The sequence below is a fragment of the bacterium genome (genome assembly GCA_030652805.1).
Taxonomy (GTDB): domain Bacteria; phylum JAHJDO01; class JAHJDO01; order JAHJDO01; family JAHJDO01; genus JAHJDO01.
This window is the reverse complement of the sequence record JAUSPT010000032.1, coordinates 132,986-147,746: the sequence shown is the minus strand read 5'-3', so window position 1 is coordinate 147,746 and position 14,761 is coordinate 132,986. Positions and strand designations below refer to the sequence as shown.

Below are 14,761 nucleotides of genomic sequence, written 5' to 3'. Positions count from 1 at the left end.
TAGATATGCAGAATAAAGCTTCATTAATAATGGGAGTTGTATTAGGTCTTTTAGCGATAGTCATGGTGCATTTTTATATTCAAGGTGTTACAAGACCAATTTTTAAGGGAAAGGAGCTGGTAAGCGTTCTTGTAGCAGCAAAGGATATAAAGGCAAAAGAGAAAATTTCTAAGGGAATGGTAGAAATTTCGCAGGTGCCTCGTAAGTTTAAAGATCCCAATGCATTAAACCCTGATGATATTGAGATAATACAAGGTCAGAAGACGTTGTTTTTACTAAAAAAAGGTCAGCAGTTAACATGGCTCTGTCTTGGGATGGAGAAGATGGAAGGATTATCTCCGCTCATAAGGCAGAAAGAGAGAGCAGTAACCATTTCTGTAGATGAAGTAACAGGGGTAGGTGGACATATCCAGCCGAATGATCATGTAGATCTTGCTGCAAATTTTACAGTGGAAGGAGAAAAAGCAGCAGGGATAACAACTCTCACTCTTCTTCAGAATGTAACTGTTCTGGCTGTAGGGCAGGAAGTAGGACGCAAAAGAGTGGATGTAGAGGAAACGCACTCTACAGCAGCAATGCTAAGGAGAGGATATAATACTGTAACTCTCTCTTTAACGCTCCAGGAGGCGGAAATGATTATCTTTGCTCAAGCAAGAGGGAAAATAACACTTGTTCTGCGCAATCCGGAAGACTTAGAGGTGATACCAGACATGCCGAAAATTACAATGAGTTCTATTTTGCAGCTGGAGCAGGTTAAAAAACTTACTATCCAGCGTCAGGACAGAATCAAGGTGGAAGTAATTAAGGGCGGAGTTAAAACTATTGAACAATTCTGATTAAAACAAAAACAAGGAGGAAAAAACATGAACACTAAGCAAAAGACAGGATTGGTCGGAGTATGGACAGCAGCGATCTGCATACTATTTATGGGAAGCGTTGTCTATGGACAGAAAGCGATTACTGTTTCTGTTGGGCAGCAGCAGGTAGTGGATGTGAAGAAGTTGGCGCGTGTTTCAGTTGGAGATGATAAAGTAGCTAATGTTCAGGTGGTTGCTGGTGGTGAGCAGATAATTATTACAGGCATAAAAGTTGGAACTACAGATCTTATTATATGGGACAGCAAAGAGGAAAAAGTTACCCATGCTATCTATGTTATTTCAAGAGACCCAAGGCAGTTTGCTGAAGAAGTTCGTCAGTTATTAAGCGATGTAGAAGGAATAAAAGTCAAGGTAGTCGGGGGTAAAGTGGTTATTGATGGATCCGTTTTGACTGCTTCTGATAAAGAAAGAGTAGAAAAAGTTGCTGCAGCATACCCAGAGGTAATAAATCTGGTGAAGATACGCACTGGGATTCATAATGAAATTCTGGCAGAGGAAATTAAAAAGAATATCGGGATCCCAAATGTGAATGTTAAGATTATTGGAAACAGGGTTATTCTGAGAGGTTTTGTAGTGGGAGAAGAAGAGTCCAAGGAGGTTGAAAAAATAGCAGGCGCATTTGCTGAAAACGTTATCAATCTTCTAAAAGTAAAAAAGGTTATGATAGAAGTAGATGTCCAATTTGCAGAAATAAACGCTGTAGCAGGAAAGGATATGGGAATGAATCTGCTTGGAGGCACATTAGCTGGCGGAGCAGGTCTTGCAAGTACAGGGGGAGCCGGACCCAGCTGGAATATAGGATATAACCTGACCAAGGCATTAAATTTTACTCATTCTAAGGGGAATGCTACTATAAGGAAGTCTTTGCATCAGTCTGCATTAAGCGGCGGAGAAGCTGTTTTTGAACATGGAGGCGAAATTGGATATAAAGTAGCAGGAAGTGGTTCTGCAGATGTTAAATGGAAGAAGTATGGAATGTTGCTTAAGGTTAAGCCGGAGGTGGACAGTTTTGGAGAGGTAACTATGCATATCAATCTGGAGGTCAGTCAGGTTGATCCTACAGTCGAGGATAGAACAGGACTTAAGGTTTATCGTTCTGAGTCTGATGTAGTTATTAAACCGGGCCAGTCAGTGATTCTTTCAGGTGTTACAGACGTGCTTGCTTCAGATTTCAAAAAGTACACTCCTGGTATAGGGCAAATTCCAGTACTGGGGCTGTTATTTTCCAAGAAGCAGGCAGAAAAGGAGAAGAAACAGATTATAGTTCTGGTGACTCCTACTACTCCGACCTTTATTCCTGCCCAAAAAACAGGAAAGGCTATGCAATTACTGCAGGGAGAATAGTGAATGAGAATAGTTATTAAAGAAGCTTCAGGTAAGGAAAGAATTTTTAAATTGGAGGGGGAAGCTGTAACCATTGGCAGGGAGAAAGACTGTGATTTGATGATTTCTGATCCAAGGGCTTCAAGACATCATACCAGTCTCAGACTGAAGGATAATCAGGTATATATTAAAGATTTGGACAGTGGCAATGGCACATATCTTAATGGGAAAAAAATAGCTAAGGAAGAGCTTTGGCCGCTGGGAGAAGAAGTCAAAATAGGGCACTTGAGCATGGTTTTAGAAGATGCAGGTATTTCTGAGGGCAGCTTGTTGCAGGAAGCTAAAAAAGATAGAGATGAGGATGAAAAGACAGAGGTAAAACAAGTTCGTGTACCAGCGCCTGCATCCATGCCTTCTGATAAAGCAGCTTCTAAAGGGAAGGTTAGCCAGCTTTCTGATATAAGAATCAAAATTCATAAGCAGCTCATTCAGCGTATTGACTTAAAGAGTTTAACATTTGAAAAGGGAAAGGAGCAGGAAGTCAGGAGCCGCACTGAAAAAGCTACCAGAGGCATAATTAAGGAAATGGCTGACTCTATTCCTAAGCGGGTGAATATAGAGGATTTGGTAAAGGACGTGCTGGATGAAGCGCTGGGTTTGGGAGCTCTGGAGGATCTGTTAAAGGATGATGATGTAACAGAAATAATGGTTAACAGAAAGGATCAGATTTATATTGAAAAGAAAGGCAAGCTTCAGCTCTGCGAGAAAACCTTTGCCAGCGATGAACAGGTTATGGCTGTGATAGAGAGGATAGTAGGGCCTATTGGCCGCAGAATAGATGAAAGCATGCCACTGGTAGATGCAAGATTAAAGGATGGATCCAGAGTAAATGCGATCATTCCGCCTCTAGCTCTAAAAGGACCAAGTATAACTATTCGCAAGTTCTCCAAAACTCCTTTTACTATAGATGATTTGATAGGTTTTGGAACATTGAATAAAGATACTGCGAAGTTCCTTGAGATATGTGTGCTTTCACGCAAGAACATTATTATATCAGGAGGAACAGGATCAGGAAAGACAACACTGCTTAATGTAGTGTCTTCCTATATTCCTAAAGACGAAAGAATAGTAACTATTGAGGATGCTGCAGAGCTTAAGCTACCGCAGGAGCATGTTGTTTCTCTGGAAGCCCGGCCTCCAAATATTGAAGGCAAAGGAGCTATTGCTATTAGAGATCTGGTAAAGAATGCTCTTCGTATGCGTCCTGATAGAATAGTGGTAGGAGAATGCAGGGGTGGAGAGGCTCTGGACATGCTTCAGGCTATGAACACTGGCCATGATGGCTCTCTTACTACTGCTCATGCCAATTCTCCTCGTGATGTTCTTTCGCGTCTGGAAACTATGGTTTTAATGTCAGGTATGGATCTGCCTGTCCGAGCTATCAGAGAACAGGTATCTTCAGCTATTAACATAATAATTCAGGAGTCTCGTTTGAGTGACGGAAGCCGCAGGATTATTGCTGTGACTGAAGTTACAGGCATGGAGGGAGAAGTCATTACTTTACAGGATATTTTTGTTTTCAAACAAACAGGAATTGGCCAGGATGGTAAAGTGCAGGGAACTTTTGTAGCTACTGGCAATATTCCAAGTTTTGTTCCTCAGTTGGAAGCAAAGGGAATGCACCTGGATATGAAGATATTTGAAGAAGAGAGGACTGGAAAATAATGCAGATAATTGAGCTATTAATACTTGGGCTTACATTTTTAGCAGTGTTTATACTGGCGCAGGCAGGTTATCAGACTTTTAAGAAGGGAATTAAACAGTATGAAAAGAAAGTAGCTGCAGGAACTGAAAAAGAGCTGGATGAGATGTTTGTTTTTATTCCAGCAGAAAAGATTGCTTATTTTAGTATTCTTGGTGTTCTAGTTATGGCAATGGTTGGTTACTTGCTCAGTCATAGTTTGCTAATATGCTTAGCATTTGGAGCCGTTGGATTCTCTCTGCCAAGAATTTATCTCAGACAGTTAAAGAAGAATCGCAAGAAAAAGTTTGACACTCAATTAACAGGGGCTTTAACAACGGTGTCAAATTCTCTTAAGGCAGGTTTAAGTCTGCAACAAGCACTGGATTTTTTAATTAAGGAATCTGAGGCTCCTTTGTCTCAGGAATTTAGTCTGGTTATCCGGTCTACTAAGTTAGGGGTTTCAATGGAAGAAGCGTTGAAAAGATTGGGAAAGAGAATGCCCAGTGAACAGATGGAATTGGTTGTCACCTCAATTAATATCTCCAGGCAATTAGGGGGTAATCTTTCTGAGATATTTGATAGAATTGCAAATACAATAAGGGAGAGAGATAAAATGCATGGCAAGATTGCTGCGCTCACATCTCAGGGCAAGATGCAGGGATTGGTAGTAGGTTTGCTTCCTATAGGACTTGGCATAATAATGTATTTTCTGGACCCGGCAACAATGAAGATAATGTTTACTTCTGCTATTGGCTGGGCGTTTCTTGCAACAGTTGTTTTCCTGGAGCTAATAGGTGGATTCCTGATTTATAAAATTGTTAATATTGATGTTTAGGATAAAGAAACAAAGTGGCAAAGGCACAAAGGCACAAAGGGGAAAATGGGTAGTATAATAATTTTAGCACTAATTTATATTTTTATTTTTACAGCTTTCTATTTTATAGGCGCAGGAATACTCTCGTTATTTGAGAAGAAGGAAGAGGAGGCGATAGATCTGGATATGTTAGGTCAGCTGGAGAAAAAAAGAGAAAAGTTTATGCGTACCTATCCATTATATCGCTTCTTAATGCCATGGGTCGGGAAACTAGCGAAATTGCACGAGCGGTTTGGGCTTAAAGAATATCAGAATAATATCACGCAAAAACTAACCTCAGCTGGAAATCCAGGAGCTATAAGCGCTCTAGAATTTTTGGCTATAAAAGAATTACTATTAATACTTGCGCCAATCGTCGGGCTTTTAATACTTAAGATGCTGTCTATTGAAATTGCTTGGTATTACATTATCCTGTTCATGCTTGCTTATTTCTATCCTGATCAATGGTTGAAGGATCAGATTAAGAAAAGGCATAAAGGGATCTGGAGAGGCCTTCCTTACAGCCTGGACTTGATAACTCTTTCAGTAGAGGCAGGATTGGATTTCTCAGCAGCTATTAATAAAGTGGTTGACAAGATGAAAGCAGGCCCACTTGTAGAGGAGCTTTTTCACATGCAGCAGCAGATTAAGCTTGGGTCAACAAGGCGCGACGCTTTAAAAGCAATGGCAGACAGAGTTAATATGCCGGATCTTTCTGCTATTTGCACATCGCTTATACAGGCAGATCAACTGGGAACAAGTCTTGGGCCTATACTCAGGGTCTTATCTGATCAGATGCGGACCAAGAGGATGCAGATAGCAGAGAAAACAGCAATGCAGGCGCCGGTAAAAATGCTGCTGCCCCTTGTAGGATTTATCTTTCCAGCAGTTTTTGTAATGCTTTTTGGCCCTATCATTATAAAGCTTTTGCAGGGTGGATTCTAGAGAGACAACTATAGTGATCAGTTTTGGTAATAATCAGATTTTAGGACAACGAGTGGTTGTTGCAGATACATGGCAAATGAGAACTAAGGGGCTGATTGGACGCGCTAAACTTGATTCTGGAGAGGGATTACTGATTAAAAACTGCAAAGCCATACATACGTGGTTTATGAGGTTCCCGATTGATGTGGTTTTTATGGATAAGAATTATTGTGTTGTAAAGACTATATCTCAGTTAAAACCATTTCGGCTGGCTTTTGGAGGAAGAAGCGTACGGCATGTGCTGGAACTTCCCTCTGACACCATTAGTAGCGCTCAGGTTCGTATAGGAGATATGGTTAATGCCAGGATATAAGGTCTCTATAAGGAACGGGTTAAAAGCAGGGGAATGTTTTGAGTTTGATAATGAACCCTGTACTATTGGAAGAGTGCAGGATAATAATATTGTATTGGAAGGAAATGATACGGTCTCTCGTCATCATGCCAAGATAGTTTTAGAAGATGAAAAACTGATATTGGTTGACCTGGAGAGCAAGAATGGCACAAAGGTAAATGACAGGAAAGTATCGCGTCAGGAGTTGAAGGATCGTGATAAAATTGAAGTTGGAGGAGTTGGTCTCGCTTTTGAAGTAATCCCTGAGCAGGTTAATTCATCAGGAGAGACCAGTGCAACGATAGTCGGGGAGGAAATATCTGAGCAAGATGGAAAAACCGAGTATTTCGCTATTAAACCTGTGCCTACCCCTGTCTCCAGAAAGGTACTAGCAGAACCCAGTATCTCCCAAAAAGCTCAAAAGTCTAAAGAAAAAATCCTCGCCAATATAAAGAATCCAACTTATGCTAAAAAAAACATCACAAAGATTATACTCATAGCAGCTGTAATATCCGGTCTAATTTATGTGCTTCTGCCAGGGCACAAGTCTTCCGAAAAAAGCCAGGGGGAGACAAGTGCTAAAAAACCACAGATAATAGAAAAAATTGATAGAGGAACCGGTGAACCCGTTGGGAATATTAGAGATAAAGCAAAAGAGGCTTTTAAATACGGGGAAGCTCTTTATAATGAACGCATGATAAGTTATGAGAATACCTATAAGGCAATTGAAGCATATCAAAAGTCTCTGGCTTATCAGAGACATCTGGAGCCAAAGCCGGATTATTTCCATCAGACGCTCCTGAATCTAAAGGAAGCTAAGGAATACCTGGACAGCGAATATCGCATTCATAAATTTGAAGCTGAAAAGGATATTCGTGTGAAAGATTGGAAACAGGTTAAAAAAGAGCTCAAAATATGTATGGCTTTGATATCTGATAGAAAGGATGAGAGGCATAAAACAGTGCTAAAACGTCTAAAGCAGGTAGAGGAACATTTAGCAAAAGGATCAGCAGAGGGAAAAAGATGAAATTTTTTATCATTAAAGAAAACGAAAAATCAGTTCAAGAGTTATCTTTGGAAGACGGAGTATATCTCATTGGAAGAAAGGAAGGAAACCGCATAGTTCTTCCTGATAAGAGTGTTTCAAGACAACATGCCCAATTAGAAATTAAGGCAGAGAATGTGACTATCCAGGATTTGAACTCTGCCAATGGAGTCTTTGTAAATGGGGAACAAATAGAAAAAGAGACCATTAATGAAGGAGATACTGTTCAGATCGGGAAATATAGTTTAGAACTAAAAAGTGACGATGGAGAAAAAACCAGAATGGCACCCGGGTCTTATACGTCTCCAAAATATAGACTGATGTTAATGGAAGGGGCGAGAGTTAAAGAGGAGTATCAGTTGGACGAAGATGAATTGACTATTGGCAGGGCTGAAGAAAATAAAATAGTTCTTAAAAATGAGACAGTATCTCGAAAACATGCCATAGTTAAGAAGGAGAATAATCAATATAAAATAGCAGACCTTGGAAGCAGCAATGGGACTTTTGTTAATAATAATAAGATCAAGGAAAAAGCGCTCTCTAAAGGAGATGAAATTAAAGTTGGGAAATTTGTTCTGAAGTTTGTAACAGAGGGGTCATGTTCAGAGGCGGGGCTGCTTGTGGAGGCATGGAAAAAAACACCCATAAGGTTAGGAATAATTGGGTTTGGCGTCATCTTGGCTATTATATTGATCATGAGTCTTATTCCAACTCGTTCTCCGGAAAAGAGGGGCATAATTGAGGTCTCAGATAATACTGTTGCAAATCTCATCAAACAGGGTAAAAAATTACACGAAGCAGACCAAAAAATCAAAGCGCTTGAAGTTTTTAACAAAGTTTTGCAGATGGATCCGGATAATCTTGATGCGCAGATCTATGTGGAAAAATCAAGAGGTGATGAAGAGATTGCTCGCTACCTTACACGAGGTCTTGAACTTTATCAAAAGGCTCAATGGGAAAATGCTCTGCGCCAGTTTGAAAGAGTATTGAGCCTGGATCCTGAGAATAGCAGAGGAATAGAATACTTTAACAAGACCAAGAAAGAAATCCAGATTCAAAAAGCTCTTAAACTGGCAGATGAGTATATCATTGCTGAGGAACTCCTTAAAGCGCAGACAGAGTTAAATAATGCACTCGATTTAAAACCTGAATACGCTCATATAAGGGAAAAGCTTAATCTTATTGAACATAAGCTGCTGTCTCTTAGACACTTTGAAAAAGGGAAGGAGTTTTTTGAAAAAGGGAATTATGCGAATGCCTTAGTAGAACTAGAAAAAATATCTGCACAATCTAAATATGCCAATGAAGCCAAAAGATTGGTAGCTCAGATTGGAGATCTGCAAAAAGCGGAAAAGTTTTTTGACGAGGCAAAGAAACTCTATCAAAAAGGAAGTGCTTCTCAAGCCATTGAGTTAATGCAAATGGTCTTAGATATAAACAAAGATTATACAGAGGCGCAGGAGTTTCTGGATAAAGTAAAGGATGTTACTCAGGCATTTGACAGAGGCATGTCTTTTTCCGCCAGTCAGCAGCTTATGAAAGCTGTTGATGAGTGGAGGCAGGTGCTTTCTCTGGAACAGGACAGAGATAATTTCTATCATGCAGAGGCTATCCAGTATATTAAAACAGTGAGGCCTTATCTAATAGAAACACTTCATCAGCACATGGAGAAAGGCAAGAATTTTGTTCAGGAAGAAAAATTTAAGGAAGCTCTTTTGGAATTTCAGTTTGTCTTAACAGTAGAGCCTGATCATAAAGAAGCGCTGGAGAACATTAACGAGCTTCAGGTTCATATAAAGGAGAAAGCCAGGGAATTATACATTCAAGGATACACTCTTAAGGATATTAATATCAATAGAGCTGTAGAAAAATGGAAGCAGGTACTGGAGATTGCGTCTCCTGACGATGAGTATTACATAAAAGCCAAAAAACAAATTAAAAAACATAGGTGATTAGTTATGTCAAAAGAAGATTTAGTTGGGAAGATTGTAGGCAAGTATAAGATTGTAGAAAAGATTGGGGAAGGCGGTATGGGGATTGTGTATAAGGGAATTCAGATTTCTCTTAATCGTCCTGTAGCTATGAAGATGTTGCCTCAAAATCTAGCCTCAGATAAGGATTTTGTAACAAGGTTCAAGCAGGAGGCTTTATCTGTGGCCAAGCTGAATCACCGTAATATTATACAAGTATATGATACTGAACAGTTGGAAGGCAATTATTTTATTATTATGGAGTACATTGAAGGCGAGACACTGGATGAGTTGTTAAAGAGAAAGAAAGCGCTTCCATTGGATTTTACTTTAGAAATCCTGCAGCAGGTTGGAATGGCTCTTTCCTACGCTCATAAGCATGGAGTTGTTCACCGCGATGTTAAGCCCGGCAATATCATGATTGCAGCGGACGGCAGTATAAAGGTAATGGATTTTGGTATTGCCAAAGTGCAGGATTCAAGCGTTAAAACCAAAACAGGGATGAGTATAGGAACTCCGGAATACATGTCCCCTGAGCAGGTCAAGGGCACGGGTGTTGATTCCAAATCTGATATGTATGCTTTTGGAGTTCTCTCATACCGCATGTTAGCCGGGGAACTCCCTTTTAAAGGCAAGGATCCATTTGCAACTGCTTATAAACACCTGCATGAGGATATTCCCAGCCCGCGCGCTAAAAATCCCAAGATATCTCTTGAAACAGAAGAAATGGTATTAAAGTGCATGAAAAAAGATAAGAATCAGCGTTATCAGGATATGAATGATGTTATACAACTCCTTAAGAGGCTTCTTCGTCAGCCTGCTACAGCTGATGGCAAAACGGTAGCTATTCCTGGAGATGCAGGAGTCACTGTTATGGCAAAGGATATTGTTAAGAAAACAAAGATACCAATCAAGGCTATTGTTCCAGCAGTTTTGTTAGTGGTTATAATTATTGGTATTTACATAGCAATAAGTACCGGCAAAAAAGACATTCCTTCTCCGCATGTTGTTGAAAAGTCCACTATTGATAAAGTAAAAACAGCGGAAAAGAAAGTAGAAGAAACAATCGCTAAAGACATAGAATCGCAGAAACCTGTCGTTACTAAAGAAGAAGAGCCGGAAAAGAAAAAGGTCCTTGAAGCAGAAGATTCGCGATTGGTGGAGATGAGAAAGAAAAATGAAGAGAAGATAAAGTCAAGTCTTACCAGGGGAAAGATACATTTCAACTTAGGCGCGCAAAATTCCGGTGAATACAAATTAGCCATAGAAAATTTTGAAGCTGTTCTGGAGCTTTCTCCTGACAATATAGAAGCCAGAGAGTATAAACGTCTTGCCATGGAGGGAATTATTAGAGCAGAAATGCAGGCAAAAGCAAAGCCTAAAGAACGAGTAGAGGAGAAGGAGCAGAAAAAGCAAGAGAAATTAGCTAAGGTAGATAAAGACAAAGTGATTTGGCCTGTCGGCAAGAAGATTCCAATAGGAGGACTGTTTAGATTTGATAGTGTTATTGGCCAGAATACGCAGATAAATTTTATTCAGGGTATAACAATTGATAATTCAGATAATATTTATGTAATAGATACAGTAGGCAAGCAAAACAGCAGTGTCCTTAAACTCAGTCCCAAAGGGGATCTTTTGGCAGCCTGGCAGAATAAGGATATTGGCAGACCAATGGATATTGATATTGATAAAGAGGGCAATGTTTATATTTGTAATATGTCCACATATTCCATTAATAAGTTTAGTCCGGAAGGGACGTTGGTTGCAAGCATTGGGAAGCGGGGGCATGGCAAAGGTCAACTTGACCAACCCCGTGGTGTGGCAGTAGATAAAGAGGGGAATGTTTATGTGGCAGACACCCGGCATTACAGAATACAAAAATTTGATAAAGATGGGAACTATTTGACTGCCTGGGGCAAACGCGGCGCGGGCAATTCGCAGTTTAGCTATATATGGGATGTAGCAGCAGATGAATCAGGAAATGTGTATGCTCTGGATTATAAATTAGGCAATGTTCAGAAGTTTGACAGTGCAGGGAATTTTCTATTAAAGTTCGGTAGACTTGGGCAGCGGCCGCAAAAAATAGCTATAAATAATGGCTATATGTTTGTAGTTAGTGCTGCAAATATGATTCAGGTCTTTGATGCAAGCGGCAATTATATAACTAAGTGGGGAAGCCGTGGGGGAGGTGACGGTCAATTTAATTCACCAACCGGCATAGCTTTTGACTCAAAAGGATATGTTTATGTAACTGATACTGGAAATAGACGTCAACTTATCAATAGCAGAATCCAGAAGTTTAGACCTCCGCAATAGAGAGTATTTCATAATCTATCTGTGCCCTTTTCCTTCCTCCTTCTCCATTTATCCTTAATTTATCCTTTATGATTTTGGGATGGTGGGGTATAATAAGGTATTGAGAGAAGAGAAAAATTTAGGAATAAAGAATGGAAGCCTATTTTAAAGAAATAAACGTCAGATTATTTCTTGGCGATGTAGTTAAAACACTCAACCAACTGCCAGAAAAAGTCATTGATTTGATTTTTGCAGATCCGCCATACAACCTGTCAAATGACGGATTTACCTGCCATGCTGGAAAAAGAGTGAGTGTCAACAAAGGGAAATGGGATAAAAGCCAAGGGATAGAAGAAGATTTCAAATTCCATTATAACTGGATCAAAGCGTGTAAACGTGTATTGAAACCAAATGGTTCTTTATGGATTTCAGGGACTTATCATTCAATATATGCGTGTGGTTTCGCCCTTCAAAAACAAGGTTGGCATATCGTAAATGATATTTGTTGGTATAAACCAAATGCTGCGCCTAATCTTTCGTGCAGAATGTTTACAGCAAGTCACGAAACTTTGTTATGGGCTAGAAAAGATAAAAAAGCAAAACATACTTTTAATTATGATGTAATGAGAGATGGCTGCTTCCCAAATGATTTTATTAAGAAATCCAAAAAGCAGATGAGAAGTATTTGGGCGATTGGAACACCAAAAAATGGCGAAAAAAAATATGGTAAGCACCCAACTCAAAAACCAGAATCCTTATTAGAAAGAGTGATATTAGCCACAAGTAATGAAGGAGACATCATATTAGACCCTTTTTGTGGCAGTGCAACCACTGGAGTCGCAGCATTAAAACATAAGCGCAAATTTGCTGGCATAGATTTGGAACAGGAATATTTTGATAAGTATGCTATTCCAAGGTTGAAAGACGAGCTTGTTAACAATAAATTATCATTATCTTCAAATAATGAAGTTCGAGAAAAAGAAAGTGAATACGGCTTATTGCCATAATGTAGGAGAAATTAAAAATGAAAAGAACGGAAGCCGTAGAGAAATTACAGCAACTTGTAGGTAAAGAACTTCACGAATTAGCTAATGAATATGGAATTACTATATATCGAAACATGAAAGTAAATAAAGGTTGGGCTGGTCATGTCTTTGAGCGGTTTTTAGAATTGCCTATAAATTCTGCCCAATCACCTAATTTTGGTTCTTGGGAGTTAAAATCAATTCCATTGAAATATCTAAAGAGTGGAAAACTTGCATTCAAAGAGACTATGGCTATTACGATGATTGATCCTGTCAATGTTTGTCAGAAAAAGTTTAAGGATAGTCACTTGTTGGCAAAGCTTAAAAAAGCAGTTGTTGTCGCAAGAATAGTTGGGAATACCGTAAATGATCCAAGCTATATTCATTCTATCGTTGAATTTGATTTGCACGATAGCTTGTACGAAGCAGTAAAAGCAGACTATGATCTTGTTAGAGACGCTTTGCTTGATTCTTCTCGGGGATTTGATTCATTAACAGGTGCAATGGGTGTTTATATTCAGCCAAGAACAAAAGGCGCAGGTCATGGATCTACATCAAGAGCTTTTTATGCAAGACCAAAATTTCTCAAAGAGTTTATAAAAATATGATTCTATTAAATCGTTCCACCTGACATTTTCCCGATTTGCTTTAAAGTAGACATCAGATGGAGAAAAAGCGTGAAAATTTTCAAAGGAAAGAATAAATTTGAACACAAATTAATTGCTATCACACGAATCGGTTTAAATTGCATTGGACTTGAAAATTCATTTGATGAAGAAAAGAGAGAAAGTTTAGATGTATTCGATGGAAATTTAAAATACGACAACAAACAATTTCTCTATCTTCCCTATGCGTTTAAAAATTTTGTCATTGACGAACTACCTAAATATAAAGAAAAAATTAATAATGCGTCTGCTTCAGCCCTTTATCGTTCACTAATACATAACTTAACAAAGCGAATAATTTCTCGAGAGCACTCGCCTACTGACGTGTTAAACAAGTATCTAGAACAAGAAGATGTTTATTTTGCTGAAAAATTTATTAAAGATACTCTCAAGAAAAATAGCGCCAAGTATAAAGTATTGCTTTTTACTGATCTGGTAATTTTACATGGTCCCAAAAAATTAAAAATTGGGAACATATCTCTCAACGATGTTGATGACGGTTACATACAAAAACTACCTAAAAATATTGAAGGGGGATTGGATTTTTCCAAGTTATTTCCATCTATCTCATCCCCACTAAAACGAGAGGCATTGAAAGGGCATACAGCTCTTGAGATAAATATTAATGGGTTTCACCTGAGCGATGAGCTTTCATCAGTATTTGAACATGCTTTGACTGAATTTAAAACACTTTTCTCCTTTTTGCATGTCTGTGACACATTTCTTGGAAATGCGCAAAAGGGGTTTGAAATAAAAAAAGAGACTGTTACTACAGGACTTTTTGTAACAAACAATCAAACTGGATACCAGAAATATTTTATACACGAAATAGGAAAAGAAAAGGCAATTATACAAATTAATACACGATTTGAAAAATTAATGCTTTCAAGGGAAAAAATAATTATAACTAACGAAACAGTAACAGAACTCATGAATAAATGTCATCTTGGAAAATTTAACCAAATTTGCATAGAATCTCAGAACAAAACGCTTCCAAAGAAAATACTTCGTTCTCTCGACTGGTTTCTTAGGGCAATTATAGAAGAAGACAACACGGATTCTGCACTCGACTATTTCATCTCATTAGAGACGTTGTTTTCTACAGGAGAATCAGGTACCAACAGTCATATTATAGCAGAAAACGTTTCATTATTAACCTCAATGGATCTTGAGAAAAGAATTGAAAACTATGCCAAATATAGAAAACTTTTAGATTGGCGTAATAAAATTATTCACCACGGCAAAGATTTTGAGGAAAATAAAAACTGCTGGGAAGATTTGCTTGCTTTGAAGATAGCTCTTGTTTGGAGTTTGATGGGCATAATTCGAGAATATGATTTTATTATTAAATGTGAGACGAAAAGTAATGCTATCAACAAATACTTTCAAACAAAAAAACTGCGACCAAAATAAAAATACAGAAAAAACACACTCAAATCCTCAACCACCTGAATTTCCCAATCAAATCGTAGAATGACAAACGAGATTGGGCACAAGATATTGTGCTCCTACAATACCCCTACAATAACCGCCAGCTAAAGCAGGCGGTTGAGGGGGAGAGAGGGTCAGGGTGAGTTCAAGCAGGCGGTTGAGGGGACAACAGACTGACTTGACAAGCAATGAGTGTTTTGCTAAACTACTCTTCACC

General features: G+C 38.8%; 12 protein-coding genes. All 12 read left to right on the top strand.

From position 1 onward, the window contains the following. Positions 1–5 precede the first annotated feature (5 nt). Positions 6–836 carry a Flp pilus assembly protein CpaB gene (gene cpaB / locus Q7J67_03280; GenBank protein ID MDO9464299.1) on the top strand — a complete coding sequence of 277 codons (831 nt, stop codon included), beginning with the start codon at positions 6–8 and terminating at the stop codon, positions 834–836. Positions 837–863: 27 nt separating this feature from the next. Beyond that, positions 864–2,222 (top strand): pilus assembly protein N-terminal domain-containing protein, encoded by a 1,359-nt coding sequence (locus tag Q7J67_03275; GenBank protein ID MDO9464298.1) that lies wholly within the window; start codon positions 864–866, stop codon positions 2,220–2,222. Positions 2,223–2,225: 3 nt separating this feature from the next. Next, positions 2,226–3,926 carry an ATPase, T2SS/T4P/T4SS family gene (locus Q7J67_03270; GenBank protein MDO9464297.1) on the top strand — a complete coding sequence of 567 codons (1,701 nt, stop codon included), beginning with the start codon at positions 2,226–2,228 and terminating at the stop codon, positions 3,924–3,926. Beyond that, positions 3,926–4,780 (top strand): type II secretion system F family protein, encoded by an 855-nt coding sequence (locus Q7J67_03265; GenBank protein MDO9464296.1) that lies wholly within the window; start codon positions 3,926–3,928, stop codon positions 4,778–4,780. The genes Q7J67_03270 and Q7J67_03265 overlap by 1 nt, the downstream gene beginning before the upstream one ends. 45 nt (positions 4,781–4,825) lie before the next feature. Next, a complete protein-coding gene (locus tag Q7J67_03260) occupies positions 4,826–5,743 on the top strand; it encodes a type II secretion system F family protein (GenBank protein MDO9464295.1) in 918 nt (305 codons plus the stop codon). Continuing rightward, positions 5,733–6,095 carry a DUF192 domain-containing protein gene (locus Q7J67_03255; protein MDO9464294.1) on the top strand — a complete coding sequence of 121 codons (363 nt, stop codon included), beginning with the start codon at positions 5,733–5,735 and terminating at the stop codon, positions 6,093–6,095. The genes Q7J67_03260 and Q7J67_03255 overlap by 11 nt, the downstream gene beginning before the upstream one ends. After that, positions 6,082–7,140, top strand: coding sequence for an FHA domain-containing protein (locus tag Q7J67_03250; GenBank protein MDO9464293.1), 1,059 nt, complete (start codon positions 6,082–6,084; stop codon positions 7,138–7,140). The genes Q7J67_03255 and Q7J67_03250 overlap by 14 nt, the downstream gene beginning before the upstream one ends. Next, a complete protein-coding gene (locus tag Q7J67_03245) occupies positions 7,137–9,110 on the top strand; it encodes an FHA domain-containing protein (protein ID MDO9464292.1) in 1,974 nt (657 codons plus the stop codon). The genes Q7J67_03250 and Q7J67_03245 overlap by 4 nt, the downstream gene beginning before the upstream one ends. Positions 9,111–9,116: 6 nt before the next feature. Next, entirely contained in the window at positions 9,117–11,444 is a 2,328-nt protein-coding gene (locus Q7J67_03240; protein MDO9464291.1) for a protein kinase, read from the top strand. A gap of 131 nt (positions 11,445–11,575) precedes the next feature. Further along, positions 11,576–12,430 (top strand): DNA methyltransferase, encoded by an 855-nt coding sequence (locus Q7J67_03235; GenBank protein ID MDO9464290.1) that lies wholly within the window; start codon positions 11,576–11,578, stop codon positions 12,428–12,430. 17 nt (positions 12,431–12,447) lie between these two features. Then, positions 12,448–13,056 (top strand): MutH/Sau3AI family endonuclease, encoded by a 609-nt coding sequence (locus tag Q7J67_03230; GenBank protein ID MDO9464289.1) that lies wholly within the window; start codon positions 12,448–12,450, stop codon positions 13,054–13,056. 69 nt (positions 13,057–13,125) lie between these two features. Further along, positions 13,126–14,526 carry a HEPN domain-containing protein gene (locus Q7J67_03225; GenBank protein ID MDO9464288.1) on the top strand — a complete coding sequence of 467 codons (1,401 nt, stop codon included), beginning with the start codon at positions 13,126–13,128 and terminating at the stop codon, positions 14,524–14,526. The last annotated feature ends 235 nt before the right edge of the window (positions 14,527–14,761 follow it).